This is a genomic window from Paenibacillus sp. GQ49 (assembly GCF_059759055.1).
On sequence record NZ_JCAXEL010000002.1, the window covers coordinates 167,478 to 193,469 of the forward strand.

General features: G+C 42.7%; 25 protein-coding genes and 1 pseudogene. 4 read left to right on the forward strand and 22 right to left on the reverse strand.

From position 1 onward, the window contains the following. The first annotated feature begins 161 nt into the window (after nucleotides 1–161). Complete coding sequence (locus AC6CIF_RS05345) at nucleotides 162–1,523, forward strand: right-handed parallel beta-helix repeat-containing protein (protein WP_498198381.1); 1,362 nt, start codon at nucleotides 162–164, stop codon at nucleotides 1,521–1,523. Between the two features lie 137 nt (nucleotides 1,524–1,660). On the opposite strand, the gene AC6CIF_RS05350 is transcribed toward AC6CIF_RS05345, so the two are convergent. After that, nucleotides 1,661–1,930: a DUF6809 family protein gene (locus tag AC6CIF_RS05350; RefSeq protein WP_498198382.1), complete on the reverse strand. Its 270-nt coding sequence runs from the start codon at nucleotides 1,928–1,930 to the stop codon at nucleotides 1,661–1,663. A 113-nt stretch (nucleotides 1,931–2,043) separates the two neighbouring features. On the opposite strand from AC6CIF_RS05350, the gene AC6CIF_RS05355 reads away from it, so the two are divergent. After that, nucleotides 2,044–2,262 carry a helix-turn-helix domain-containing protein gene (locus AC6CIF_RS05355; RefSeq protein ID WP_498198384.1) on the forward strand — a complete coding sequence of 73 codons (219 nt, stop codon included), beginning with the start codon at nucleotides 2,044–2,046 and terminating at the stop codon, nucleotides 2,260–2,262. A 741-nt stretch (nucleotides 2,263–3,003) separates the two neighbouring features. Here the strand turns inward: AC6CIF_RS05355 and AC6CIF_RS05360 are convergent. The 5 genes and pseudogenes from AC6CIF_RS05360 to AC6CIF_RS05380 all read right to left on the reverse strand — a co-directional run. Next, nucleotides 3,004–3,342: pseudogene (locus AC6CIF_RS05360) on the reverse strand (transposase); the annotation flags it as partial. Between the two features lie 529 nt (nucleotides 3,343–3,871). After that, a complete protein-coding gene (locus AC6CIF_RS05365; RefSeq protein WP_498198386.1) occupies nucleotides 3,872–4,651 on the reverse strand; it encodes a hypothetical protein in 780 nt (259 codons plus the stop codon). Between the two features lie 152 nt (nucleotides 4,652–4,803). Continuing rightward, entirely contained in the window at nucleotides 4,804–5,127 is a 324-nt protein-coding gene (locus AC6CIF_RS05370) for a hypothetical protein (protein WP_498198387.1), read from the reverse strand. A gap of 24 nt (nucleotides 5,128–5,151) precedes the next feature. After that, nucleotides 5,152–5,553 (reverse strand): hypothetical protein, encoded by a 402-nt coding sequence (locus AC6CIF_RS05375; RefSeq protein WP_498198389.1) that lies wholly within the window; start codon nucleotides 5,551–5,553, stop codon nucleotides 5,152–5,154. A 524-nt stretch (nucleotides 5,554–6,077) separates the two neighbouring features. Further along, nucleotides 6,078–6,218 (reverse strand): IS3 family transposase, encoded by a 141-nt coding sequence (locus AC6CIF_RS05380; protein WP_498198715.1) that lies wholly within the window; start codon nucleotides 6,216–6,218, stop codon nucleotides 6,078–6,080. A gap of 852 nt (nucleotides 6,219–7,070) precedes the next feature. On the opposite strand from AC6CIF_RS05380, the gene AC6CIF_RS05385 reads away from it, so the two are divergent. After that, on the forward strand, nucleotides 7,071–7,634 hold the full coding sequence (locus tag AC6CIF_RS05385; RefSeq protein ID WP_498198391.1) for a DUF4879 domain-containing protein: 564 nt from the start codon (nucleotides 7,071–7,073) through the stop codon (nucleotides 7,632–7,634). 205 nt (nucleotides 7,635–7,839) lie between these two features. Then, complete coding sequence (locus tag AC6CIF_RS05390; RefSeq protein ID WP_498198393.1) at nucleotides 7,840–8,145, forward strand: hypothetical protein; 306 nt, start codon at nucleotides 7,840–7,842, stop codon at nucleotides 8,143–8,145. Between the two features lie 200 nt (nucleotides 8,146–8,345). Here AC6CIF_RS05390 and AC6CIF_RS05395 read toward each other — a convergent pair whose 3' ends face one another. From AC6CIF_RS05395 to AC6CIF_RS05470, 16 genes are all read right to left on the reverse strand, one after another. Beyond that, nucleotides 8,346–8,546 (reverse strand): DUF4279 domain-containing protein, encoded by a 201-nt coding sequence (locus tag AC6CIF_RS05395; protein WP_498198395.1) that lies wholly within the window; start codon nucleotides 8,544–8,546, stop codon nucleotides 8,346–8,348. Nucleotides 8,547–9,008: 462 nt separating this feature from the next. After that, nucleotides 9,009–9,338: a hypothetical protein gene (locus AC6CIF_RS05400; protein WP_498198396.1), complete on the reverse strand. Its 330-nt coding sequence runs from the start codon at nucleotides 9,336–9,338 to the stop codon at nucleotides 9,009–9,011. Between the two features lie 17 nt (nucleotides 9,339–9,355). Then, a complete protein-coding gene (locus AC6CIF_RS05405; protein ID WP_498198717.1) occupies nucleotides 9,356–13,228 on the reverse strand; it encodes an RHS repeat-associated core domain-containing protein in 3,873 nt (1,290 codons plus the stop codon). Then, nucleotides 13,140–14,111 (reverse strand): DUF6531 domain-containing protein, encoded by a 972-nt coding sequence (locus AC6CIF_RS05410; RefSeq protein ID WP_498198398.1) that lies wholly within the window; start codon nucleotides 14,109–14,111, stop codon nucleotides 13,140–13,142. Before AC6CIF_RS05410 ends, AC6CIF_RS05405 begins: the two co-directional genes overlap by 89 nt. 31 nt (nucleotides 14,112–14,142) lie before the next feature. Further along, complete coding sequence (locus AC6CIF_RS05415; protein ID WP_498198400.1) at nucleotides 14,143–17,439, reverse strand: RHS repeat domain-containing protein; 3,297 nt, start codon at nucleotides 17,437–17,439, stop codon at nucleotides 14,143–14,145. 362 nt (nucleotides 17,440–17,801) lie between these two features. After that, complete coding sequence (yaaA, locus tag AC6CIF_RS05420; protein WP_498198402.1) at nucleotides 17,802–18,554, reverse strand: peroxide stress protein YaaA; 753 nt, start codon at nucleotides 18,552–18,554, stop codon at nucleotides 17,802–17,804. A gap of 214 nt (nucleotides 18,555–18,768) precedes the next feature. Continuing rightward, nucleotides 18,769–19,647 (reverse strand): prohibitin family protein, encoded by an 879-nt coding sequence (locus AC6CIF_RS05425; protein WP_498198404.1) that lies wholly within the window; start codon nucleotides 19,645–19,647, stop codon nucleotides 18,769–18,771. Continuing rightward, the gene (locus tag AC6CIF_RS05430; protein ID WP_165789856.1) at nucleotides 19,625–19,783 is read right to left on the reverse strand and encodes a DUF8570 family protein; all 159 of its coding nucleotides are present in this window, start codon (nucleotides 19,781–19,783) and stop codon (nucleotides 19,625–19,627) included. Before AC6CIF_RS05430 ends, AC6CIF_RS05425 begins: the two co-directional genes overlap by 23 nt. A 218-nt stretch (nucleotides 19,784–20,001) precedes the next feature. Then, complete coding sequence (locus AC6CIF_RS05435) at nucleotides 20,002–20,283, reverse strand: hypothetical protein (RefSeq protein ID WP_498198406.1); 282 nt, start codon at nucleotides 20,281–20,283, stop codon at nucleotides 20,002–20,004. Nucleotides 20,284–20,345: 62 nt separating this feature from the next. Continuing rightward, nucleotides 20,346–20,705, reverse strand: coding sequence for a hypothetical protein (locus AC6CIF_RS05440; protein ID WP_498198407.1), 360 nt, complete (start codon nucleotides 20,703–20,705; stop codon nucleotides 20,346–20,348). Between the two features lie 133 nt (nucleotides 20,706–20,838). Next, nucleotides 20,839–21,513, reverse strand: a complete 675-nt coding sequence (locus AC6CIF_RS05445; protein ID WP_498198409.1) for a hypothetical protein — start codon at nucleotides 21,511–21,513, stop codon at nucleotides 20,839–20,841. Between the two features lie 241 nt (nucleotides 21,514–21,754). Beyond that, a complete protein-coding gene (locus AC6CIF_RS05450; protein ID WP_498198410.1) occupies nucleotides 21,755–22,642 on the reverse strand; it encodes a cell wall hydrolase in 888 nt (295 codons plus the stop codon). A 278-nt stretch (nucleotides 22,643–22,920) separates the two neighbouring features. Then, nucleotides 22,921–24,138 (reverse strand): MFS transporter, encoded by a 1,218-nt coding sequence (locus tag AC6CIF_RS05455; protein ID WP_036614537.1) that lies wholly within the window; start codon nucleotides 24,136–24,138, stop codon nucleotides 22,921–22,923. A 113-nt stretch (nucleotides 24,139–24,251) separates the two neighbouring features. Beyond that, nucleotides 24,252–24,563 (reverse strand): carbohydrate ABC transporter permease, encoded by a 312-nt coding sequence (locus tag AC6CIF_RS05460; RefSeq protein WP_498198412.1) that lies wholly within the window; start codon nucleotides 24,561–24,563, stop codon nucleotides 24,252–24,254. Further along, the gene (locus AC6CIF_RS05465; protein WP_498198413.1) at nucleotides 24,457–25,068 is read right to left on the reverse strand and encodes a carbohydrate ABC transporter permease; all 612 of its coding nucleotides are present in this window, start codon (nucleotides 25,066–25,068) and stop codon (nucleotides 24,457–24,459) included. Before AC6CIF_RS05465 ends, AC6CIF_RS05460 begins: the two co-directional genes overlap by 107 nt. Nucleotides 25,069–25,117: 49 nt before the next feature. Next, the gene (locus AC6CIF_RS05470) at nucleotides 25,118–25,990 is read right to left on the reverse strand and encodes a carbohydrate ABC transporter permease (RefSeq protein ID WP_017687487.1); all 873 of its coding nucleotides are present in this window, start codon (nucleotides 25,988–25,990) and stop codon (nucleotides 25,118–25,120) included. Nucleotides 25,991–25,992: the final 2 nt, after the last annotated feature.

A 25,992-nucleotide genomic window follows, 5' to 3' on the forward strand; every position in this document is an offset into this window, starting at 1 on the left:
ATGATTATTGATGATAACGCTTACAACATTTACCATAAAGCTGTGTCCTAGAGATTGCATCTAGCCAGCCGGCATGACTTATTTCGCTTTTGATAACAGTCTGGTACACGGCTACTACGTGCTCTTCATTCTATTCCCAATTAACCAAGGAGGTTTGCGTAATGAAATTATTCCCATCTACATCCACTCATTCATCTGTACGATCCGAACGTTCTCTGAAATCGAAAATGGCCCAGATCTGTCTGAGCGCCGCGTTCCCTCTATTATTGATTGGTGGTGGATCGGTCGGTGCTGAGGAACTGATCGAGAGCAGCTTGCAAAATCCCTCTGAATCGGTGGCGACTTCGAATATCGCACTTGCTGCGGGTGATCTGTATGTGTCTCCTGGGGGTTCAGCCAGCAATCCGGGAACACTCAACAGCCCTACGTCACTCGCTAACGCATTAACCCAGATCGCCCCAGGCAAAACCATCTATCTACGAGGCGGAACTTACAGTTTCTCCGAAACCATTACCATTGAGCGTGGCAATAGCGGTACATCCGGACAACGTAAAAACCTGGTGGCGTATGGATCGGAAAAACCGGTCTTTGATTTCTCAGCCCAAGCCTTCGCTTCCACCAATCGAGGACTGCAAATGTTCGGAGACTACTGGTTCGTCAAAGGGCTTGAGGTGAAGGGTGCGGGCGACAACGGCATCTTCATCGGAGGCAGTTACAACCGTCTGGAGCAGATCGAGGCCCATCACAACCGGGATACGGGTATTCAAATGGGACGTTATGCTTCCACAGCCGCCAAGAGTGAGTGGCCTGCATATAATGAAGTGATTCGTTCGTATTCCCATAATAACTATGACCCGGATGACGGCGAGGATGCAGACGGTTTTGCGGCCAAACTGACCGTAGGCCCCGGTAATGTCTTCGACGGTTGTATTGCGGCCTATAACGTGGACGATGGCTGGGATCTGTACAGCAAAACAGACACAGGCGCCATTGGCGCGGTCACGATCCGCAACAGCATCGCCTACGCGAACGGTGCAACATCAGACGGCACCTCTACCTCCAACAGCGATGGCAACGGCTTCAAGCTCGGCGGTGAGAAAATCGCAGTGAATCATATCGTTGAGAACAGCATTGCTTTTAATAACAAAAAGCATGGCTTCACCTACAACAGCAATCCCGGTTCGATCCAGATGAAAAATAACACCTCCTGGAACAACGGGCAAAGCAACTTTGCCTTCGATAAAGGCACCCACATCTTCACCAACAACCTGTCCTTCCAAGGCGGCGCCAGCGACAAAACAAGCGGAACCGACGTCAGCAGCACCAACGTCTGGTGGAAGAACAAAAAAAGCGAGAACGCCAAAGGCCTGCTCGCCAGCGCAGCCGACTTTGTCTCCCTCGTTCCTTCAGTAACGCGTAGCGCGGATGGCACGCCTGTATTGGGCAATTTCCTCAAGCTTGCGGGTGGTAGTGATTTGGTTGGCTCAGGTACGCCATCAGGTACTAATATTGGTGCACGGTAGGTGGTAAGTAATAAGATAAAAGAATAATTTAAAAGCAAGATCCCCTCCCCCATGCCAGCCTGATCGGTGGTAATGGAGGAGGGGATTTTTGAATTGCTGTGTATTGTCTGCCGCTGGCTTATGAAGTAGGTAAATACTCACGTTTTAGCTAAAACCTCAATTATCAGTCTGCCGCCTGTGCGAAAACCTTGTTCAAACGCTGCTTCCACATACATGGACGTGGACTGTCCGATCAAGTCTATCAGTTGCTCCAGAGCATCGTATTCTGTATCTGTGAGATTTGTTTTGTAGTTCTGCATCAGGTCCGATATCTGGCGATTGATCTCCTGATATTCGGCTTGTTCAGGATGAATCGACTCGTCCAACCGCAGGTTTCCGTGAAACAAATCTTCAATCAGGTTTGACATGTTATCCCCACCTAGTCTTTTTACCAACTATTCTCACTATACTTTAGCGGATTTTCCGCTAAAAATCAATAGCGGATAACACGCTAAAGTATGATATTGGTGAGGTGATGAACATGTATGCTCGTATACGCAATTTGCGTGAAGACAAAGACTTATCCCAAACACAAATGGCCACCTATCTTGGCTGTAGCCAACGTGTCTATAGCAACTATGAACGTGGCGAGTTGGACATTCCAACAGCTATATTGATTAAGCTGGCTGATTATCATCAGACCAGCACAGACTATCTTTTGAATCGGACGGATGTAAGGAAGCCTTATCTTTCAAATTGATTTACTTTGAGTTCTTTCAAACAGAATCCGAGGCTAAGGGCACGCACATTGAAGGCATAGCCTCGGGTGAAGCATACAGTACTGTGACAAAAAAACTGATTCCACCATCCCCATCATGACAGGTACGCGAGAATGAATAGCATTAGTTATATTCAATAGATAAAAAGAGAGGTTTATACTTTCGTTCTCCAAGAATCTGTAAAATAATCTTGAAAACACTCAAACATTTGCTCCTTATTTAGAAGCTTTATTTGACTCAATTATGTCTTACTTTTAATAAATTATAATATATTTTAAAATTTCTTTATTCCTTAAAAATCCATTCAAGCAAATCTTCAAAATTATTTCTTATACAACACATCAAAATTTTACCGATTGTTATCGGACAAAAATCGCATGAATTCGCCCAATTTCTTTCAAGGAAAGCATAGCTTCACTTATTGCTTCATAATCTCCAATGTTACTAATAGTCTCATTCAATTCATCATACTTCTTTTTCCAGTAAGAGTCATATTGTAATAATATTACTAGCGGTTTATATAGTCTATCTTATATATCCCAAGAAACTTCGTCACGCTTAAGGTTGTCTTTTAAAATATTAACTGACGGAGGAGTTGTTCGATATAATCAGATGATTCTATAGACGGGATAAAGTCTCCGATTAACCGCTGACGAATATGTGCATCTGGTAAATTAATAAAAAAACTTGCCTTCCAGTATATATAAGCCCTGTCGAGTTCAGTCTAGCAGTTCCATTCCGCCGAGACGCAGCTTGCGGAATTTGGTTAACAGGCTGGGATCAATCACGTCTTCTTCTGGTGCCATATGTAGAAAAAACTTAAAAGCAAGTTCGGTTTTGGTTCGTTCCACGAGATCTACATCAGACAAGTCATGCATGCATTTTCGCAGCAGATATTTAAACATCCGCACAGGGTCTACCGCTGAACGACCATTGTTCTGGCAATAAGCACTTTGAAGCTCCTCATAGACAAAATGGGAGTCCACAAGTCCATTCATTTTTCGCAGCACATGCTCTTGTGGGATGAGAATACGGTAGAGTTCCACATAGGGACTCAGAATGAAGGTTTACTGCTCTGGAAGCATGCAGATCACCAGCCTTTGTCATGTTACTTTCAGTATAGCGAAAAAATAGACAACTTTCTTTAAAAATCAAGAAAGTTGTCTATTAAGGACTTTTTCAGAGGCCACATACTATGGCCTCTGCTGATTTCTCACCACAAGATTTACTCCAACTTTAGGATTTTTTCCTACTTTGACGTCAGTGAGACCTCCCCGGGTAAGAGCGATAAGCTTCCCCCGCATCCATCTGCCACATTTACATGTTAGGATTGGGTAGTATTGGACTTTGCTTTGTCTAGCAAGCTCGTCCGTCCCCCCATGCCTTTTATGTGGTTTCTGTTCGTCAGACCGAGGGTTTCCCTCCGGCTTCCTTCAAATTCCGCTTCTCGGCGGAAACCCTTGCCTTTAGCTAATAGTTCCTACTGCCAAGCCTGTAGCGAACTTTCACAGCCAAGTTATCGCCCAAGCCGGACGCACAACGAAAAAGTCACTATACTAGGTGACTTTCAAACGAAATGCCTTCAGTATTTTAATTGTCGGCCCTCACTAGCTGTTTAAAATTGAAAATTGTATCAGACAAGTCTTTCTTGATTTGGTTGTTATTACTTGAAAGATTGTTAAGACTCTGATTAAAACCTTGTTCACATTCTACAGAATCAGTGTAAACATTTGGCTTATCATCTAAGTAAAATACATAAGTGGCTCTTGCATCACCAGACTGCTCTTTTTGACAGGGAGTCAATCGTTTCGGAGCGTTTTCATCAGCTAAATTGATTGACTCACCTAAGAATAAAGAAGCTTGATTAATAAAATCATCTTTTAAAAATTTTGTGGCGCTTTCTTTATCATCGAGTAATGCATATGCACACAGAATATTACAAGCAGCTAAAAAATATGTCCATAGTGCTGCGCCTCCTTTATAACGAAGTTTATTTAGTGTATCTTTATTTTTTTCGATGGTGTCACGTATCAGCAGAAGTTCTTCAGCTTCTGCTGATACGTTATAATTTTGAAATAATGAAAAGGTTTGTTTTATTTGTTCCTCATAATACTTCTTTTCGCTTTCATCTAAACGTTCTCTTCTACCACTAAGAAAAAGCCCGCAGTCATGTACGCAAGAAAGAATCACATTTTCCGAGTTAAAATCTCCTGTTCCAGGTGTTACAAAAGGGGGGATATCAACATTTAAAGTTGTTGTGCCCAATTTAATTTGGTTTCGATAAAGCGCTAAAACATACCTTTTATCCCATGAAAGGAAATAGTTGGAGGCAAGTTCAATAAACATGGTTCCTATTGAAAATCCACTCATTAATTCAATCTCCTTTATTATTTTTTTGTTAGAGGCATGTGTTGCTTAAGATGAAGTCTTCGAATTCATGCGTGACGTTATATGTTGGAATCGTGGGTCCTATGTTATAGATCTTTCAGGGGTGATTTTGCTGTCACCTTGCCTTCGTGGAGTTATATTGAAACGGGTTCGATCGTTTCATTGACTATTGTTGTATATACTGATTCTCCATTAAGACGAATTTCTACCTCATTATGTTGATCATCTTCGATATCGATTTGAGATAACCATGGGGTCAAAAGTGTAGGACAAATATCAGGACTACTTGTAAATTCAATAAAAACTTGAGCAAAGCCTGGGTCACGTACATATATAATGTTTCCACCAGGGTATTTATCAACAATTTTAGCAGAATCACAAGGTCTTGGAAGGTTCCCCATAACTAATATTGTAATGACACCTTCTTTTCGATAAGCAATAGCGGATGATATTTGCATTTTGATTAAGCTCCTTAGATTAATTTATTGAACTATGATTGGGACCGATATGGAAATATTTCCGTATCTTCCCATGAGGGTATATATACCATTATCATGATTCACACGGAACGTCGCATTTTTTTCTAAAGTAGCTTGAGGATTCAGTTGAAATTCACGCAGATCACGGGTACAAACCCTCGGTTGTATACTACCTTCGCCAGACCATTCATCTCCGCTTTTTTTCGTTTTAGATATTGAGAAATATAAACTGTTATCGCAAGTACTTGAGCCTTTATAAGAATACGTTTCAGAGCCCGTATTCTTGATGATCCCTCTAACCTGTATTTGATCTCCACGGTTATATACAGGTTTATTAGTGATTAACTGGAATTGAATATGTTCCAACTTACAATTAGTTTCTATTTCTTCCGTAATTGTTGACATTTTGACACCTTCCTGTTAATTAATTGAGTCATTTATCGACCTTCACGAATTAATATAAGCATTATCTTTATAATTTATGTTTAATAAATTTTCCCAATAAGCCAAACTAATTGTAATGGAGAATATTATGGATCTTGTCCGTTTAATATGTGACGGATAGTTATATGAAGTGAGACACCCCGATCCTGATGCTCAATAGATTGGGCTAGCCGCTATTGAGATGCCAATTCGATTTCATACAAGCATATATTTTCTGAACTCATTTTTAGCATTTTAACAAGTGGGGAAATTATTGATCATCATGTTCTTGTCCTTGACTCGGTACCGATAAAATAAAAAGCCTATAATAGCGACTGGTCAAGACCCCATTTGTAGACATTGAAAAAAGGCCCTAGGCTGCAAATTGGCGTCAGTACTCTGATCTTGCCCCCGTCAAGTAGACAGTATTAAAACTGGAGTCATTAAGAAACCTGACTTCGGTACTCCACAGGACTAAGGTTGTCTAGTTTTGCCTGGAATCTGTCTTAATTGTAAAAACTTATGTATTCATGAATAGCGGTGATGAGTGCTTCTTCCGAATCAAATGATTTAAGGTATAAACATTCTGATTTAAAATGCCCAAAGAAACTTTCCATACAGACATTATCCTTTGCCCTTTCTAGTATTTGTCCATTTTATTTCTCAAAATAGTTATAAATGTAACACTCGAGAGATTTTTTGGATTTCATGGAATAATAAAAAAGAAAGCCCCAGAGTGTATCATAGCAATAGAACAATCCAGATTACTTGAAGATGCAGATGTATTGACGATATATCGTATTCACGTAAACTAACAAAAGTTTTAAATTCTTCACCAGTCCTTAACAAAATTCCCCATCAGTTATTGCCTTTACCAATATCTATCCTGCACTGAAAGGACGATTTCAATATAATGCTGATAACAGCAAAAATGTTAAAATTCATTACTTATAAATGGACAAATAAACCATAACTTTAATCACTATTCGGACGCGGCTGTTTAAGCTGAAGATCATAAGCCAAATTCCTCGTTCAAGATACTGAGGGGGTTAGGCTTTTTTTGTCTTTTAAGATCTATTTTTGATAAATAATAGAATTAATGAAGAAACTTGACTGTGCCAATGATTAGGTGTACTATATGTTTGTATAAATGGAATATATTACAATTTAAATATTTATTTTGGAATCTTATATTTTCAAGATGGGTATCAGAGCCTAACATAACTAAGATATCAATGCGTATAAATGAGTTTTACATTTTGTCTGCAACACATAATCATTGGCAGGCATTCATTTTACATATACATTCCTACTTCATAGAGTTTTCTAGCCTGTAGAGTTCTACCTCCTTAATTTCTTTTTCAGTAAAGAAAAAAGGGGAAGAACCATCTTTAAAAGAGAGGAGGGCAAGAGGCTTTAATCTGCAAGCAGGTCTATTTGTCGTAACCGCACGTTTTTGTAAATGAATACCCATAACAAGAAAGGTGGAATTTATTGCTATGAGAAAATTGATTAGTTTAGCTCTTATTCTTGTTCTAATGCTTTCGTTTAATGTTGCTGCTTATGCAGACGGTGACGTGAGTCAAGCCAAACCGTTGACAAAGGAAGAAATTATTAATTCCAAAGAATTCCGTGAAGCTGTGAAAGCGGCTAAGGCTGAATTTGAATCGCAGAAGGCTGATAATGCGGGTGGTCCAGTTCTGTTTGCGCCTGCACCAAAAGTATCTCACATTAATGTATATGGTGTCGTATCTCCTAATGGCGGTCAAGAAATTTACGGATTCAATAACAACCCGCTCTCCACGACCAATGATCATGGTGGGGCTTGGATTCAGTGTATTACTTTCCAGATCGGTTATGACAGTAGTCACTACGGCACACTCGCTGGCAACACAATGACAAACAACTGGTCTGAAGCTATTGATCTGGACGGTGATCGTGTCGTAGATGCTTGGGCCCATTCTTGGGTTTATGAAGCCCCTAGTACAGGGGGACAATTTGTAGGAACGGTCTATTCCATTAATATTCCAACACAGTGGACCGCTTGGATTAATGTTCGTTAACAGGTAGGATGTAATCTGAATATTGGAGGAATTGGCTATCCTGGTTCTATCATGAGGAATACGGAAAGTAAGCCCAAAGGCTCATCAGCTTCGGATACGAATCAAATCGCACCTAAATTGGATGTGACAGCTCCCTCTTCTGCTAACAATTATGTTAGTACATTTTCTCAGGTGACCTTGAAGAATGCGTCTCAAGAAGTCAAGGATGCGTGGAACAAAGCAGAGGAAAAAAAGCAGTGGCTTCAATCCCTTAACTGATGCTGATGGTAAACTTGCAGGTTCCTCCTTGCTCGCGCGACATATGGAGATGGAATACAACCCGATGCTGCGTTATTGTGCTAAGGAAGCCTGTGTACGCATGGACAATGTGGTTGCAGACAAAGATTCTGCCAAGTCTCTAATCCGTACGGCTTTGGAACGAGCTAATCATCCGTTAACAAGTGCTAAAGGCTCTGCCCAGATTGAATTAGAAAAGCATTTTTTAGAGTCTTTTTTATCGCATCTGGATTGATGGACACGGATTTGACTCTTGATTAGGCGCAGGGATATACATCCCCTGCGTCTTTTCTCCGTTGTGACGTGATCCTAAGACCAACATTGCAAAGAGCATCGCCGAGTATCCTGCCACGAACAAGCTAGAAGTTGCAGCCCGCCACTACCACGTTTTCAACTTTTCAATATGTGGCTTCAAAAAATGAGGATCTGGTTCAATTACTGATTGATATCAAAAAATTCCTGATAGTCCGTATCCAAGAACCAACAGGTTTCTTTTCGATACAAATCTCTATCATCAATCTTTTCTCCTTTTATATAGGTTCCTGATGGCTCGATTCCAATCTGTTCTGAGATTAACTTCGGCTCGAAAGGATCTCCCGTAATATTAAATTCAGCCATGATATTCGTTTTGTCCATTAAGAACTCCCAACTTGTTCATATTCATTTGTCAGAAATCACCCAAAATATATCTAATAAATTGCTTAATTATCTCCTCATTGACATTGTCACCGGAGAAAACTTGCGCTAACTCTTCATCACAATCTGAAATGTGTTGTTGATAAACTGCTTTAGTAGTCTTTTACATCAAATTCCCCTCCGATCCCCATGAGTTTCTTACTTCTTCCGACCTTAGATATAGTAATAAAGTTAACAGTAGCCAGAGTTTTTCTAAATCGGGTTATTAATGTGTAGTCTACAATCATAAAATATGCTACGAATATAGAAGTTTCTAAGGAACCCGAATTGAATCGTCCTTATAGCAACATTTGTTTAATGGTTCACAAGTTTATTCAAACATAAAGAAGAACACCAACCTCTATTAGCAAGTTGGTGTTCTTTCTCTTTGCATTTTTATCTAAGTGAACATTTGCTGATTATCTAGTAAAAAACAACATTAAATATAAATGCTTTGTTAGTATCTGTTGAAGACAAGAAATAATAGTTTATGGAATTTAAATGATCTTCTCTAACATATAAAGTTGATTTATACTCAAGGAATTGAACTAGAGAATTAAAAATCTCTTTAGCCGTTACTTTACAGAATTCTCCTAGTTGGATCCTCAAATTATATTGTTCATCTTGAAATGCCAATGAAAAATTCTCAATTTTTTGCTGGCGCTCCATAAAGTCCATTGTTTCAGACCAAACTCCTATTTCATATCTACAATCTAATCCCTTTGACAACTCAAACAATGTACTTTTATTCATTATTTTATACTTCCCTTTCATCGTTTTGGTTTAGGTATATAATTGCCTCCGGCAGCAGGAGAGTGCACAGATATTATACCTCCACTCTCATTAGTTACAACTTTATTTCCTCGAGAATCAATATATTCATAAGTTTTTTTTCCATCTTTGTCAACTTTGCTTTTTCTATTCCTTTTATTGTTATTTATAATATTATCTATTGTTTGTGCAGTGAACCCTCTCTCGTTAGCACGTTCAGCGCCATGTGTACTAAATGAGTGACCTGCTGGAGTCTTGTCTCCTGTTTTATAAAGGCCTAAAGCGCTGCTCGATTTACCAGCCAAGAAACTTCCTGCAACCGATGCCCAAGCAACTTTTACATCATACGAATCTTGCCCTCTTTCCAGTGCATCTAGTAACTGCGTTTTGGCCCATCCAGCATTTCCTTTAGAGTTTTTATATGCACTGGTTTGTGTTAATACTGCATATAAATAATTGAATCTACTTCCCTTGTCATTATATACCTTAGTATAGACTTTTTTAAGACTTGCTTTGTAAGTATTGTCTCCTTTCATTGCTGCATTAAGCAGCATCTCAACTTCGTAATATGTCGAGGTTTTGCGATGCCCACTCGGGTCTACATATTTCAACGGATTATTACTTACATAGGAGTACAAATTCAAACTTAATGGATCATTCAGTTCGCCTTCGTACGTGTCCTCACCGATGAAACGTGCCATGCCTGGATCATACCAGCGTGCTCGCAGATATTGCAGACCTACCGTATCATCCCAATATTCTCCGGCATAGCGAAGCATATTCGGTACGGTTTCTTCAGTCGTTAACGGTCCACCCCAGATATCATAAGTGTAACTGTTCAGCACTTTGCCTGCATCGTCCACGAGGCCAACGACATCGCCATGACCATTCAACTGGTAGTATTCCAGTTTACCTGTTTGCTTGTCCTGGCGAGCCCATAATTGCCCATACAGATCATAGATATAGGCATATGTCAGCTCTGCTTTTCCAGACGTTACAGTGCCTTCAGCCATAAGTTTGGCTTCTTCATCGTAGTAATAACGAATCGTTTGGTCACCTTCCGTACGTTCATACAACAGTCCATCTCCATTATAGCTGTAGGTTACCGTTTTGCCTTCACCCGTTGCTTTAATCAGACGATTCTGGCTGTCATACGTATACTGTGCATCCTTTAGGCCGTATACCTTACCACTTCCGGTACTGTACCGGTTACCATTCGGGTCATAAGTATACGTTTCTTTTTGCGTACCCGTTTCGGTCTGAATCCGGCTCAATTCATCGTATGTGTATTGATCAGTTTCCCCATTCTGTGTACGGGACGTGATGTTTTTATTACCATCATATTCATAGGCGAACTGTTGCACCGCAGATGTCCCTTGAGAGATCGTGATACCCGACAGGTCATAGCCGCTGAACTGGTAGCTTGTGCTGAGGCCCTTGCCAAACGACAATTTCTCCAGCAAGCTATTGGACGCATAACTGAATGTCATACGATCCACAGGCGTCGTTCCCGATGCTGCGAGTGCAGAGGCCCCTCCTGAACCCGAGGTAATATCCATGGAGGTTACCCGATTCATGGCATCTACTTCGCCGTGAATGCGCAAGGATTGTCCTTTGGCATCCGTTAAGGTATACCCTAGACGTTGCTGGGTATTGTTTTCGTAATCAAGTCGTGTCCCATCCGGGAACGTCAGTCCGTTCAACATCCCATCTGCTGCTTGATAACTGTACGTGGTCTTTCCATGATCATCGGTCATCGATGTTCTGCGGCCAATCTCGTCGTACGTATAGGATACATTCGTATCCGGTGCTTTCATACCTGTGAGCATGTTGTCACTGTTATACGTATACTCTGTTACTTTCCCAAGTCGATCCTGTTTTTTAATCAGATTACTTTTCTTATCGTAATATAACGTTGTCGCATACCCGGCTGGACTCGGATGCGTCTGTTTAATGAGTCTTCCCAATTCATCATACTGTTTTGTGACTGTTTGCGTATTCGGTGATACGATCTGTGTCACTTGGCCCTGATAGCTATAGAAGTACCGGCTTGTCTCTTGCTTCGGTGTGGTTACCGTCGTGATTTGTCCAAGCGCATCATACGTATAGGTCGTTTGTTGACCGTTACCATCGATAGATGCAATTACGTTACCATCGATATCATACTCGGTTTGTTGTAACGGAACATATGCACCATTCCGATATTCTTCCACCGCCGTCACTCGACCAAGTAAATCCTTCTTCTCCCGTGTTTGATTGTCAGCAGCGTCCCTATAGGTCACTGTTTGACCCACAGCATCAATATTGGTTGTTCCAATGGTCCCGTCTGGATACTTTGTCTCTATCGTTTGTCCAAACGCGTCGACTACAGCTCTCGTAACATTGCCTTCGGCATCCTCAACAGCCGTTACATTACCTTCGCGGTCATAGGCGTATTTGTACGTAGCCTCAGCCGTCTGCTCTTCTACCAAAAGGCCTAGCGGATTATACCGCTCGGTCGTGACAATGCCATCTGGTGATGTATTTGTAATGATGTTCTTAACATCATCGTACGCCGTAGTTGATTTCGTACCATCAGCATGCACGATTTGCAGAAGTCGCTCTTCCTTATCATACTGATACGATTCCTGTTCCCCGGATGCATCGGTTGTCTTTTCCAGTTCACCAGCATTCGTATATTCATACGATTCCACGAGGGCTTCTGCTTTACCGGCAGCATCATTCACGGTCATGGACTTGGATTTCACCAAATGCCCTGCATTAGCCTGATAACTCAACGTAGCTACGCTGTCTTTAGCTAAATAGCCGCCTTTATCCGTAGTGCTGATGACTCTTCCTTTATCATCCAGCTTCACTTCCGATTCAGTGAGCAACTGACCACCGTATCCATTTTTGGTGGTAGTACGTAATGCGTCACCTTGATTGTTGTATGTCGTCTCGGTATATCGCTCTAACGAGCTGTTAATTTTCGTGGTAGACCGCACTGGCTTAATCCAGTTATACGGAGCTTTGCCAGTTTCGTACGCATAGGTAGATTCCTGTCCTGTACTTTGTTTTTCGGACGTCACCATGCCGTTGGCATCGTAGGTCATGGTCGTGGTTAGCTTCTCGCCCGAACGGCCATTCTCGCTTACCCACTCCGTCATTTGAGTCGGAAGGTTTCGCTTCGTCTGGTTATCGTACTGCAACTCCGTGGAATAAGTCACGTCATCTCCAGTTAACGTGTGCTTATCTGCGCGAACCAAATCTGGATGAATTGCAGCGCTAAACGTTTTGGAAAACGTCCAAGTATCTACAGTGTTCTCTGCTTTCACTTTCGTTGTCCATGATGCAGATTGACCGTAAGAGTCCAGATCTTCTCCAGAGTAATCAAAGTTAACCTTGTCCAGAACGCCTTCGCCATCCGTTGTGCTAAACTGGCTCTTGCGCTCTCTTACTTTGAATACGAAATGGGAGGAAGCTTCGCCAATCTGCTTCAGCGCCGGAATATATGCATAATCCGTTATAGCTGATGAAGGGCTTGTAATGCGCGATAGCAACGCTGTATGCATCACACCTTGAGCATTTTGGTTGCTTTGCAAGTCAGGCAGGAAATTGAATTTGGATTCCGGATAATAGTACGTATACGTCGTTGTGCGATCGAGAGCATCCGTGTATTCTCGCAAAATGCGAATGCCTTCGTCCTCGCGTTGCGTGTACGTTGCTTTCCGATCCGTTCCGGCAAGCTGTACAGTAACCTTCAGGTTGTCATAAGTAAATGTCAGCGCCTGACCTTCGCTGTTTTCAATTCGTGCAATAGCTTGGTTTCCGTTCAATGTCGTATAGTGAAAATTCACGGTATTGCGGTATTTGCAACAGCTCTCCGGCTTCATTAAATAGATAATCGTAGCCGTTTCGGATGGATAGACGATAACTGCTAGATACGCCATTAACAGTCACGGTCGCATCTCGCTTAACGGTTAAGTCATTCCATACGTAACCTTCCAGTTCCAGGTTCGCATTTAAGCGGTAATTGCCCACGCCTGGAATCAGAATATACTGATGATCGCCACGCTTTTCCATGAAAGGAATGTCCCAACGCCAGCCTTGCCCCAATCCAGCAGAGAGTTCTTCCTCGCGTGGCGTAACTATATTAGAATACGTCTGTGTCGTTTCGTCATATTCAACGCCCAGCTGTCCACTCGCTCTAGCGCTGTCATAGACGCGTGTCAGATCAAACGGAATGAGACCAGGTAGAGAAAGGTCAGTACTCTGAATCATCATTTCCCCTGTAGCAGTTGAGATGGATTCTGCTCCATAAGACGTCATATAAAGCGATGCGTCATCTCGGATATCTACATGGTTAAGTCCAGTTTCGTCCACGGTTGTTCCTGTACCTGGAGCATCCTCATTAAGAGCATTAATCGAGAAGTTATTTTGCTGTGATGATCCGGAAGGGCGTAGCCCCTCCATTTGAATCGGTTCGCTTATTTCTTGTGCTTCTAGCCATTTTTCAGCAGCCTCGCCGCCTGTGCGATCTGTCTGTAAAGCTTTATACAATTGGTACAGCGAGTAACCTTGATCTAGTTTTTTCTCAATCCAATCTTCTTTAATACCAAATTGCTCTTTTAAACTATGGATTGTAATGTAGGTAGCGGAAAGGAGGGAATCCCTACCTTCTGCCGCCGCTGCTGCTTGTCCTCCATATCCAAAAGAACTGAACCCACTAAGAACCAATATGACGCACAACCAAATAATCGTTATTTTCTTAAACACTCCATCACCTCAACCTAGATTTAGACAATCATTAATTAAATGGGAAAATCTTTTTCGTTCGTTTCGTTAAATTACCGTTGCGATCATACTCAAACACAATTTGATCTCCTGTAAATAGAACGACTTTAAGCAATTGATTGCCATAGCCGTACTCATAGCTATTGTCATTACGAATGTCCATCCATGCTGCTTTTATGGCTCCCTGAATCGGTTTTCCATCCTTTTCACTTAGCTTGAGATAATAATTCTGTCCACCTTCAAGCTCCCATTCAAGAACGGTATATTGCTCACCATATACCTGTTCTTGCTCTATTGAAGCAGCTACCGGCATGCTCAATTCCTTATCTGAATACAATTCGATCCGAGGTTCAATAGAAAAATCACCTGATTCCTTTATGGCAATCCGATACTTGTCAGAGCTATACGGACTAAAACGGTAGTATACATTCCCTTGCTGAACTTTCGGAAGCGCCGTCTCTGTGTTTTCATACAAAGTCAGAAACTCCACTTCCACTTCCTTGACCGTAAAGTGCCGATAAGCACCTACAAATTTCAGCGTTTGAGCTGACACGTTATGCACCTGAATATCAGACTTTCCAGGTACAAATTGTCCTCCTGTAGCGTTCTTTCCTTCCTTAATAACTACTTGATTCTGATTCCGAATAACGTAATCATAGGTTCCTCCTTCAGAAGGAGAACCAACGAGTATAGCCTCATAAGGTGAGGTATTCGAGAACAAGAGCGTGTTATTTGGCGTCAAATTCCGCTTGATAAGTGCAGGCTCCTGACTTGAGCTGGCTGTCACAGGAGAATGATATTTAATCGTTACAGGTTCCGTAGATACTACGGTAACAACAAGCGTTGCACCTGCTGGAATATCCCATGTTGCATGACTCATACCTTCCACGAAATACAATGCTTTATTAGATTTATCGTAGACTGTATAATCCACAACGGATGCTACTCCTGCGATTCGTTCAATTTGAGCAGGTTCCGAACCCGGATTTGTAAATACTGCGCTCTGCCCTTGGTTAACAGTGATTTCCGATTCTGGTGAAGGGACTTGATCATCTTGTCCACGGAAAACGCGGTAAATCCCACCATACGTTATGGGTTGATCCGAGATGTTGGTAACAACAACTTTTTTACCACCCAAGACATACGCCTCGATCGCTGTTGCTGTTCTACTGCTTGACACTGTTCCATCTACGTTGTAAATCGTGTAATCATACACCCGTCCCGCGCTGCTGGAAGCATCATTTCGGACCCTTTTCGCATCTGAGCTTATGTTGGTGAAGGCATAGCTCTCGCCCTTGTTCAACGTAACGCGCAGATAAGCTGGTTCCTGGCTGTCCACGACAGAGAAATCATCCGTGTATTCAAATAATACAGGTGTACTTCCCCCTACAGTAACGATGGCTTCACCACCAGAAGGAATGGTAGCGAGACTTACATTGCTATTGAATTTGTCACTATGCGCTCTGCCGTCTGCCTTATACACGACAATATCAAACAGTGCACCTATTTTTTTGGCATTACTCCGTATTGGGTTGCTGAGTGAGCCTCCATTATGGAATTTGACCGATTGACCCGGTGATACGGTAATCTTACTTAGTGCTTCATTTGGTCTATCCTCTACATCAAAAATGGTGTAAATCGCACCTATGGTTACAGGCTCCGCAGATACGCCTGTGATTACTGCTTTATTTCCATAGTAAACAACTGGTTCAACCGCTGTGGCTTTTCTTGTACTCCGTTCTGTTCCATCCGGATAATAGGTGACGTAATCAAATATTCGCCCTTGACTGGTGGACGCATCACTGTCGAGATATTCCCGATCGGTACTGTTATTCCAGAATGTCACGCTTTCTCCCTGTTTGAGTGTTACGCGATGGTACGCAGGTTCCATGCTTTCTTCAACCGAGAAATCATCCGTATAACTAAACTCAATTGGGACTTGCCCAACTACGGTCACGACTGCGTACCCCTGTGAGCGAATGATCGGATTAGTATTTTTGTTGAATCCATCCGAATGAACGACGTTTTCTGCTGTATAAAGAACATAGTCAAAAAGGGCTCCATTGGTACTGCTGGCATTGTTTTTTATCGGATTGGCCAACGAACCATTATTACTGAAAATCATAGATTCTCCAGGATATACAGTGATTCGAGTAATTGCATCGCCACCGGCTTTTTGGACATCAAATGTCCGATAGGGTACACCATATGTTACAGGCGTTGCTGTAACCAAAGTTACAACGGCGGTTCTTCCTGCTGCTACAGTAGGTTTAGTGGTCGTATTCGTCCCTGTAGAACTTTCCGTTCCATCCGGAAGATAAACAACGTAATCATGCTTATCTTTGGTCGTTCCATCCGTTTGGAGTGCATCGGATTTGGAACTGATATTAGTGAACTGGTAGCTATCTCCCTGATATAGCGTTGTACGCGTATAGGCTGGCTCATCGCTCCATTCACCGGTATAGACTTCATAGGGAAAACCAACACTAACAGGCTGTGAGCCCGCTCCAGTAATAATGATTTCGTTCCCTCCCGCAAGTGAAGGTTTCCCAGTCGTTTCGAAATTGGAAGCTACAAGACTACCATCTTCTTTGTATGAAGCGTAATCTATCTTCCTGTCCTGAGCTGTGGAAGTATCGGCACTTAGAACTCTTGACTGTGTCCCTTCATTAAAGTATCGATAGCTCTCTCCTTTGGATAACGTAACCCTAAGCATGGCTGGGTTAGCTGATACACTGTAAGAAAATTCTGAACGGATTGTCACTGTAAACGGATTCTGACCCGTTGAGGTGATCACAGCTGTATAGCCTGATCCTACTGACAAACTGCTAATAGAATTCATGTTTTCGCTCATGATGCTGCCATCTGGTCTATAAATAACGTAATCGTATGCACTGCTTCTTGAAGTCGCCGCATTGGTACTTAACGATCTTGCGGCACTTCCGTTATTCGTGAACGTATAGGAATCTCCGGGACTCATGGTCAAAGTTCCGTCTGCCATAGCCATAGCTTGAGGAGAGAAAGAGTTTTCCCCGTATGTATCATCAGTTACCGTCGGTTCATCTTCTGCTTCTTCGATAACTTCATCTACACCTTCTGGTTCTTCGTAGACATCCGGATCAATAACATCTAGATTCTCGCCATCTGTTAAAGCTGATTCCTCCATAGAAACATCAACATTCTCCGCGCTACTTTCACTTATTATTATGGCATCCGATTGATCCGAAAGCGCATAACCGCTAGTCGGATACATGGTTCCAATCAACAACAAAGCCATCAGAAAAACAATAAAACCTTTTCTTAAACTCATGGAATTCATATTCCTCCTTTATGTTTTTTCTCCATTTCCTCCCTCAACAGATGTATAAATGGAGCCTAATAAATCATTATCGTCATTTTCCTTATTTTAGGACATAGTAAATTAGCCCCTAAATTCAGGGACTTTTTTCCTTTTATATCTCAGATAACAATTTAAAATACAACCTTTCATTATCCTGATACAAAATAGAATAATAGATTAGATGCAGTTCAAATGCTATTTCAACTGAGTTAATCTTTCCTATTTAGATTAGGACTTAGAGTTATTATCTGAAGAATAAAAAAAGCCGCCAATTGGCGACTTTTAAGTGAATCAAATAGTATCATTCTGGTACATGATCAGTGCACAGCAGGCTACTTTCCCTCTGCTTGTATGAATACATACGTACTCTCGTCGGATCGTTCTTCTGAAAAAGCGAAGTTCAACCGATCAAAGTTCCTTACGCCCTTCACATCTGTAATCTTATGCTCTGCCATATAACGTACCATTTCACCTCTGGCCATCTTGGCCCAGGTTGCCTTTTCAACAAGCTTCCCATTGACCATTTGTCCGAATACACAAGTAATGAACCGGGTTTCCTCACTCAGAAAAGGTAAAATATTTTTGCTATACTCTTTGGAAGCCAGATTTAGGATGTAGTTGCTTTCTGATTGAAGCTGATCTGCGAGTTTGCTACCCCAGAATTGATAGAGCGTTTTGAAGCCTGGACCTTGCAGCTTGCCCTGCATCTCCAACCGATAAGGAGTTACCCCATCCAGAGGCCGCAACATGCCATAAAAACCGGATAATATGCGTAAATGCTGCTGAAGATACGCCAGTTCCTCATTTTGAAAAACACCTGGAGCCATATACTGATACTGAATGCCCTCATAGGCATAGATTGCTGGTGTCAGATTTGCTTTTATATTCATATTCTGAATCCGCTCCACGTTCTGTTCGGCGATTGCATCGTTACACTTCCACATCGCTTTGAGTTCGTCATAGGATAACTCTTTAAGCAGACTCAATAGCTGTTCTGACTCGTTTATAAACTGCGGCATCTGCGCGATAGCCATAAGATCGGTATCAATCTTCATCTTTTTAGCTGGTGATATAATAATTCTCATCGTGCTGATCCATCCTTAATCTACGTTGTTTTTGTCGTTATCCATTGTACAGGATTGGACAGGCGAATCCAATGCCAAGGCTTAACTAAATCCCTCATGGTACCTTTGAAAAGACTCAAAAATGAACAAGTCAGCCCACGATTGGACCGGCTTGTTCATTCGAATTCAACACATTCAATTGGTGAGAAAGCAAGGCTCGCATTTCAAACCGCTATTAGGGAGATACGCTCCCCGCGCTGCTATTTTGCTCTGTTTTTGTAGTCGGCAATTGAATCATTGGCGTATTTGATCCACTTACATATGGAAGGGCTCCATCCCATTTCTTGATAGTTTCATATTCAACGAGTTGACTCGATAATGATTGTTGAAGTTCTTTATTTGCTTTAGCTTGACCTTCTGCTTCGATCAAAAGTTTGTCTGCATTACCTTGCGCTTCCACGCGCTTGCGCTCTGCTTCTTTTTTGGCGATCTCAAGTTCAGTCGTTTTACGTTCCAGTTCTTGAGAAGCTTCAACACGCTTATCGATTGCTTCCTGAGTCTTAGCGTCAGGTTGAGGAACACCTACAGTAACGTTGGATACAATGAAGCCTAACTCTTTAACATCATCAGAAAAACGTTGTTGCACGTCTACTCCTGCTTCGGATGACTTTTCACCATACACATCAATGACTGTAAACTTGGAAATCCCCTTACGAGCTGCGTCACGGAAACGTGTTTTGAGATATGTATCCTCAATTTCTTGAATGCTAATTGGCCCAAATGTATTAAAGATAGAAGATACTTTACTTGGTTCTACTTGGTAGTTGTAAGCAAAATCGATTGTGATGTTTTTCCCGTCAGAAGTAGCAATCTGAATATCTCTGTATTCCACCGTTTGAATTCGGATCGGATATTTCGTCACTTTATCAAACGCTCCAACGAGTTTCCACCCTTGACTCAGTGTACTATCTTTTACGCCTCCATTGGGTGAATAGACAACACCGACATATCCATTAGGAATTCGTGTGACAAAGAAGGTCACCAGTAGTGCTCCCACAATAATAGCCAATGCCACCGTAATTGCTCCTACCCTAAACGTCTTTGAATTTTTCATCACCATTCTCCTCTTGTTTGAATTTATTGTATTTCTTCAAAATTCTACTACCTATTTTATTGAATAACGGGAACATTAATGACCATAGAATAAATGCTAGGATAAAAATTAAAATGATTCCCCCAATAAATGGCATATCCGTCCTCCCCTCTATGGATGTAACCGAGTACAAATTTATAAATGGTAACTAATTATATCCTCTTTTATATATACTTTGTAAATTCGTATTAGGTTTCAAGGATGTTTAGAGCTTGAAGTACTATTAGGTAAAGTAGAGAAGAGAAAGGTGGGTGAATGGGCGTCCAGTACCATGTTATTCATATTCAAGAAAGTGATCAATAATTCATCTGGCTATTATGGATCAGGCCATAATTGTACCCATTTCGTTTCTCTCTGGGTGTATACAACTTCCTGTGGATTGTCCTTCAATATGACGACTACAGGATACTGTGGCATTTTACTGCGACGAGCAGTGATGCTAATGATATCATGTTCATCCACACCCTTTTCAACGATTAAATACGTTCTTAAACCATCTTCAAGATCCTTCATATCATTCTTATAGGAGCCATACCATGTGACTGAAGCTATCACTATTAATGTGATTACAATCAATAATCCCTTTAAGAATTTCATTTTATTCACCTCACTTTAGCCTGTAGTTTGTAATCTATTAAGATTCCCACTTATTATCACCATCATTTGGTAACCACTATCTTTTCCGAGTTTCCTTCCCAATCAATCTGAACTATAAATTCATCCTCATCCAAAAATGGGGAAATCCCTTCAGCTTTTCCTCTGATCACAGTATTAAAAGGAACTTCTCTTGTAGAATGAATATTTTCGCTCATGAATTTGGTTTTAATTTTTTCGATTAATGAAGGATTATCTCCTAAGTACCTAATTTCATATTCATAGCTTGCTACATCGCTATTACTTTGAACTGTAAATGAGACACGCCAATTCTCACTCTCTCCTGTATATGAAGTGACTTTGTTTGAACAAGCGGATGCTGTCAATAGAAGAAGAAAAAGCAGAAAAAACGATACTCTTTTCATATAAATCCCCTTTATTATGGATTTCAAATGTTAATCCTGTTATTGCAACACAGGACGAACCAGACTTTGACACAAGCAAATATACTATTGTAAAAAAGACTGTCGCATTTGTATGACAATCTGCCAAAGTGATCTATAACACTCCGTTCAAGCCACCGAATAATCGCCCTAGAACATCAAAATATATCATGATGAAAGACAATATTATAGATATTGGTAGTATAATCAAAAATTTAAGTCTTTTCGTAGGAACAATAAATAATAAAATAATGACCATGATTAGATATATTCCCATAAGTATTGGGATCAAATAGTAATGAGTATGCTCGGGCAAGTAAGCGTCGCGCAATTGATACCCTTCGGACAGTAGAGCTGTGATTGGAAGGGATACAACTAAACTAGATACCCATCCATTGCCACGTGCATACCACATCACATAAGCACACATCGGAGATACTACTGCACACATCCCCCAAAAAACAATTTCTCTCCTTGGAAAGAAATGTAGGAAAAACACGGTGTATAGGTAATAAACGGTTAACAGCGACAAAAAAAAGAAGAATACCTTAACTGCTGCTAGTTTAGGAGAATAACTAAAAACTGATATGAGTGTGGCAACAAAAATCCAAATACCTAGACGCCCACCGATATCGTCAAATATGGGGTGAACCCCCTGAGCATCCACAAGCTTTGCCGCTAAACCTAAAATCAATCCGATCGTTATCGCACATACAATTGAAAAAACTTTTTGTTTAGTAGTTGATTGGTTTTCAACTCTAATTTGACTTAACTCATTATGTATTCCCACTGCAATCCTCCAACTTCCATAATTCCTATATTCTAACACAAGCGATCCAGCCTGTAGAATCTGTTCGATCTGTTACTCCGATACATTTCATTGTTATTCTTCTAAAATGGTTCTATGCACAATCCTCACTGCATAAACAAAACATTAAACAACCCCCGGTAGCACGTCTGCATATACAGCAGCGCACAGCCGAGGTTTATCATTATTATCTCAAATATTAAACTACATAACTCAAACTATCTTATCTCGTAAAATCATGCTGCCCAATGGTCAGCAACGTCGGCCTGCTCTTACTCCACACCGAAGTGGCAATCTTCGGATTGTAATAATAGAGCGCTCCGTTCGTCGGATCAGCGCCATTCAAAGCCTTGCGAGCAGCCCTGTAAGAGGTCTGGGTTGGCTTGGTATTAAACTGCCCATCATCTATAGCCGTGAATTGCCCTTTCTGGAAAATAACCTTCGAAATAGATGACGGGAATTCACTCGAATGTACCCGATTCAACACAACCGCTCCGACAGCGACTTGCCCTTCAAAAGATTCTCCGCGCGCTTCACCATGGATCAGCTTCGCCAACTGGCGTAACGTCTCACCTTCGGCTTTAGCCTTTTTGTTTAGCCTATTCAGCGTCACCGGACCTGCAACACCGTCTGCACTCAACCCCTGGGCCTGTTGGAACTTGCGGACAGCACCTTTGGTGATGGTACCGTAATATCCAGTCATTCCGGCGTCAAAGTACCCCAGATCGCTTAATTGCTCCTGCAATTGCAGTACATGCTCGCTGCGAACGCCCTGTTCCAACTTCTGTGCTCCCGCTGAAGGAGCTGCCACGGTTAATCCCAGAGTCAACGCGCAGGCACCGAGAAGCATGCTGACCCGCCCTGCTCTTTTGCCAGCCGTGTTCCCATTCCCATGAGTGACTTTCCGACTGACAGTGATAGGTTCCATGCTGTCAGCAAACATTAATAGATCCCGCCCCTGATTCGTGCTATCAACTGTAGTCCGTTCAGTACTGTTCACATTGCTTACCACCTTCATCTCTGTCATCTCACTCACGCTATCTAATTCACTTATCATATTCTTTTCATTGATTTCATTCGGTTGATCCATTCCAATATTGTTCTTCATCATTCCATTAACCTCCACTTTTCTGAATCCAGATCCCACATCTTCCTCCTGAATCCTCACGGTTGGACATCCCGAGTGTCATTATAGGATATAGAAAAAATGAAGTCTATCGGACCGATGACGCAGTGAAAAAACGACGCTGAACATAACAAAAAGAGGCATGAGCCCATGGTCACACCATGGTCATACCCCTTCTTCTATCAACCTTACACCGCTTGTCCAACCCGGCATTTTCGTAGGCTGGCAGACCTGTACAAAAGTTGCGTTGTATTTATTGACAATTACTCGGCCAGTTCCTGACCCTTCGTTTCCCGGCCCCAGAACAGTACAGCCGCTGCGCCAATGAGGATTGTCACGAAGAAAATCGTGAAAATCAGGCTGATCGCAACCTCACGTTGAACCAGCATACCGACCATTAATGGTGCAAGTACCCCACCGATCCGGCCAACCGATGTGGCAAGTCCAACACCTGTCGAACGAACGGAAGTCGGATACAATTCCGGGCTGTAGGCGTACAGACCACCCCAGGCTCCCAGATTGAAGAAGGAAAGACAGATTCCCGCGGTCAGGATCGTGGCTTCCGTTGTAGCCAATCCAAACGCAATCGCACTGAATGCAGTCAAGGTAAGGTACACAACCAGTACGAACTTGCGCCCGTAACGTTCAATGAAGTACGCCGCGGTGAAGTAACCTGGCAACTGTGCGATCGTCATGATCAGCACGTATTGGAAGCTTTTAACCAACGTAAATCCTTTTGCCATCACAACCGAAGGCAACCACAGGAACATTCCATAATAAGAGAAAATGACGGTAAACCACAAAATCCAGAGCATCAACGTTGTACGGCGATGTGGTGCTGACCAGACGGTAGCCACTTTCTCGCGGAACGTGATTTTATGAAGCTTGGTATGATTCTTGTACCGCGGCGGGTCCTGAATGGCACGTCGCAGATATAATGCGTAGAACGCCGGAAGTGCACCAATGGCAAAAGCAATTCTCCATCCGTACTCCGGGATGACAAAGTTGGCAATGAGCGCCGATACAATCCAGCCCCCTGCCCAGAAACTTTCCAATAATACAACGGCACGTCCACGTTCCGCTGTAGGCATCGACTCCGATACCAGTGTGGATGCCACGGGCAGCTCTCCGCCAAGTCCAATACCCGCAACCAGACGCAGTGCACACAATACCGCAAATCCAGTCGCCAATGCAGACAGACCGCTTGCAATCGTAAAGATTAACAAGGTCCACATCAGTATGGCCTTCCGTCCAAATCGGTCCGCAAGTGCACCTGCAAGCAAAGCACCTAGCGCCATACCGATGGAGTTAATACTCGTAAGCACGCCGACTTGTCCCGGACTGAGACTCCATTCCTTGGCGAGTGCAGCCACGATAAAGGAGATCATGCCAACTTCCATCGCATCAAACAGCCAGCTCATGCCGGCACTGAACAGCAGCTTGCGCTGCTTGGGATTCCGCAATACTTCCAGTTTGCTCATCACTTATAGCTCCCTTGATCTCTATGTAGTCATTCTGACACTAAATCATTATTATGCAGAATGCTCCAGAAATCAATGCAAAATAAGCTTTTCCTTCCGATTTCTGCGATACCTCACCCCTTGAGTGAACCCGCTGTCAGACCTGCTACAAAGTAACGCTGGAGTAGAAGGAACAGCACGATCATCGGAATGGCCGTTACCAGCACACCCGTAAGCATCATCGGATAGTTCGTCACATATTCCCCGCGGAACTGCATAAGCGCGAGCGGTAAAGTGAGCTTGGACTTACTGCTGAGCATCAGCATCGGAATAAGCAAGTCATTCCATACCATGACGAGCAGGAACGTAGCCGTTGCCGCCAGCGAAGGTGCAGCCAGTGGCAGTGCAATCCGCGTATAGAGTCTCCACTCGCTGGCCCCATCCATACTGCCCGCTTCCAGAATTCTCCGAATTGAGCATGCGCATGAAACCTGTCAGCATAAATACAGAGACAGGCATCAGCACAGCTGCGGATACGACAATCAATCCCGTGAGACTGTCCGACCACCCGAGTGTACGCGTGAGAGAATAGATCGGCAGCATACTCACTTGGGAAGGAACGATCAGCCCTGCTACGAACAGAGCAAACACGATTTTGCCTACACTGCCGCCCCAGCGGACAATGGCGTAAGCAATCATGCTGCTCAGCACTAACTCAATGGCAACCGTACCAAGCGTCACGACCAGACTGTTTCCGAAATATTGCCACATCGGCTGATTGCGGAACATGCCGGTGATGTTATCCCACGTAAACGGGTCCGGCCAGCTGAATGGACTGGTGAAGAAGTTGCTGCTTGTTTTGAACGAGGATACAAATACAAAGTAAAGCGGCACCAGAATCAGCAGCGCGTACACCAATAAGATCAGGCGATTGAACCATTTTAAAAACATGTGAACTCCCTTCTGCCTCGATTACAGGATGAATGCTCCAACATCAACCTCAATAACTTACCCGGTCGGCACGCAGTGCCTTGAACTGCAACAGCGTCAAGAGCGCGAGCAACACCAGGAAGATCATGGAACCGGCAGAAGCCAGACCAAATGAATAGCTGCCAAAGGCGGTATGATAGATATATGTTGTTAAAATTTCAGTTGCGTAGTTCGGCCCTCCGTCCGTCATTGTGAAAATAAGGTCAAATGCCTTGAACGACTGAATCGTCGTATAGGCCACAACAATCGTTGCCGAAGGTGCCAGCAGTGGCCAGGTCACGGTACGGAATACCTGCCATTTGCTACCGCCATCCATGCGAGCCGCTTCATACAGTTCTGCCGGGATGCCTTGCAGACCTGCGATGAATACAATCATCATCTGCCCAGCATGGGCCCAGACCTGCACCGCAGCGATGGAATAGATGGCGATCTTGGGATCACCAATCCAGTTACGAGCGATGCTGCTCATCCCGGCTTCATTCAGTCCATAGTTGATCAATCCAATGGATGGATCATACATAAATGCCCAGATCAGTCCAACCGATACGGAGGACAGAATCGCAGGCAGGAAATACAATGCCCGAAGCACAATGCGTGTCTTGGTATTACGTACCAAGAGCAGAGCCAGGACAAGTGAAATAAAGGTTTGTGCAATAACAACCGTTAACATGAACTCCACGTTGTTACCAAAGGCTTTGCGGAATACGATGCTGCTGAGACTGTCCTTGTAATTATCCAGCCCTACAAATGCATACGACGGGGATACCCCATCCCAATCCGTAAAGGAGTAGAACAGCCCCGTCAATGTAGGAAATACAAACAATCCAACGTACAGCAGCAACCCAGGGATCAGAAACAGGGATAGCTGAAGACGGTTTTTCATCG

Excerpts from the sequence above, each read along its gene's own strand:
- AC6CIF_RS05345 (WP_498198381.1), top strand. The coding sequence starts at position 162 with ATGAAATTATTCCCATCTACATCCACTCATTCATCTGTACGATCCGAA.
- AC6CIF_RS05350 (WP_498198382.1), bottom strand. The coding sequence starts at position 1,930 with ATGTCAAACCTGATTGAAGATTTGTTTCACGGAAACCTGCGGTTGGAC.
- AC6CIF_RS05355 (WP_498198384.1), top strand. The coding sequence starts at position 2,044 with ATGTATGCTCGTATACGCAATTTGCGTGAAGACAAAGACTTATCCCAA.
- AC6CIF_RS05365 (WP_498198386.1), bottom strand. The coding sequence starts at position 4,651 with ATGAGTGGATTTTCAATAGGAACCATGTTTATTGAACTTGCCTCCAAC.
- AC6CIF_RS05370 (WP_498198387.1), bottom strand. The coding sequence starts at position 5,127 with ATGCAAATATCATCCGCTATTGCTTATCGAAAAGAAGGTGTCATTACA.
- AC6CIF_RS05375 (WP_498198389.1), bottom strand. The coding sequence starts at position 5,553 with ATGTCAACAATTACGGAAGAAATAGAAACTAATTGTAAGTTGGAACAT.
- AC6CIF_RS05385 (WP_498198391.1), top strand. The coding sequence starts at position 7,071 with ATGAGAAAATTGATTAGTTTAGCTCTTATTCTTGTTCTAATGCTTTCG.
- AC6CIF_RS05390 (WP_498198393.1), top strand. The coding sequence starts at position 7,840 with ATGCGTGGAACAAAGCAGAGGAAAAAAAGCAGTGGCTTCAATCCCTTA.
- AC6CIF_RS05395 (WP_498198395.1), bottom strand. The coding sequence starts at position 8,546 with ATGGACAAAACGAATATCATGGCTGAATTTAATATTACGGGAGATCCT.
- AC6CIF_RS05400 (WP_498198396.1), bottom strand. The coding sequence starts at position 9,338 with ATGAATAAAAGTACATTGTTTGAGTTGTCAAAGGGATTAGATTGTAGA.
- AC6CIF_RS05405 (WP_498198717.1), bottom strand. The coding sequence starts at position 13,228 with ATGAAGCCGGAGAGCTGTTGCAAATACCGCAATACCGTGAATTTTCAC.
- AC6CIF_RS05415 (WP_498198400.1), bottom strand. The coding sequence starts at position 17,439 with ATGAGTTTAAGAAAAGGTTTTATTGTTTTTCTGATGGCTTTGTTGTTG.
- yaaA (WP_498198402.1), bottom strand. The coding sequence starts at position 18,554 with ATGAGAATTATTATATCACCAGCTAAAAAGATGAAGATTGATACCGAT.
- AC6CIF_RS05425 (WP_498198404.1), bottom strand. The coding sequence starts at position 19,647 with ATGAAAAATTCAAAGACGTTTAGGGTAGGAGCAATTACGGTGGCATTG.
- AC6CIF_RS05430 (WP_165789856.1), bottom strand. The coding sequence starts at position 19,783 with ATGCCATTTATTGGGGGAATCATTTTAATTTTTATCCTAGCATTTATT.
- AC6CIF_RS05435 (WP_498198406.1), bottom strand. The coding sequence starts at position 20,283 with ATGAAATTCTTAAAGGGATTATTGATTGTAATCACATTAATAGTGATA.
- AC6CIF_RS05440 (WP_498198407.1), bottom strand. The coding sequence starts at position 20,705 with ATGAAAAGAGTATCGTTTTTTCTGCTTTTTCTTCTTCTATTGACAGCA.
- AC6CIF_RS05450 (WP_498198410.1), bottom strand. The coding sequence starts at position 22,642 with ATGATGAAGAACAATATTGGAATGGATCAACCGAATGAAATCAATGAA.
- AC6CIF_RS05455 (WP_036614537.1), bottom strand. The coding sequence starts at position 24,138 with ATGAGCAAACTGGAAGTATTGCGGAATCCCAAGCAGCGCAAGCTGCTG.
- AC6CIF_RS05460 (WP_498198412.1), bottom strand. The coding sequence starts at position 24,563 with ATGGATGGGGCCAGCGAGTGGAGACTCTATACGCGGATTGCACTGCCA.
- AC6CIF_RS05465 (WP_498198413.1), bottom strand. The coding sequence starts at position 25,068 with ATGTTTTTAAAATGGTTCAATCGCCTGATCTTATTGGTGTACGCGCTG.
- AC6CIF_RS05470 (WP_017687487.1), bottom strand. The coding sequence starts at position 25,990 with ATGAAAAACCGTCTTCAGCTATCCCTGTTTCTGATCCCTGGGTTGCTG.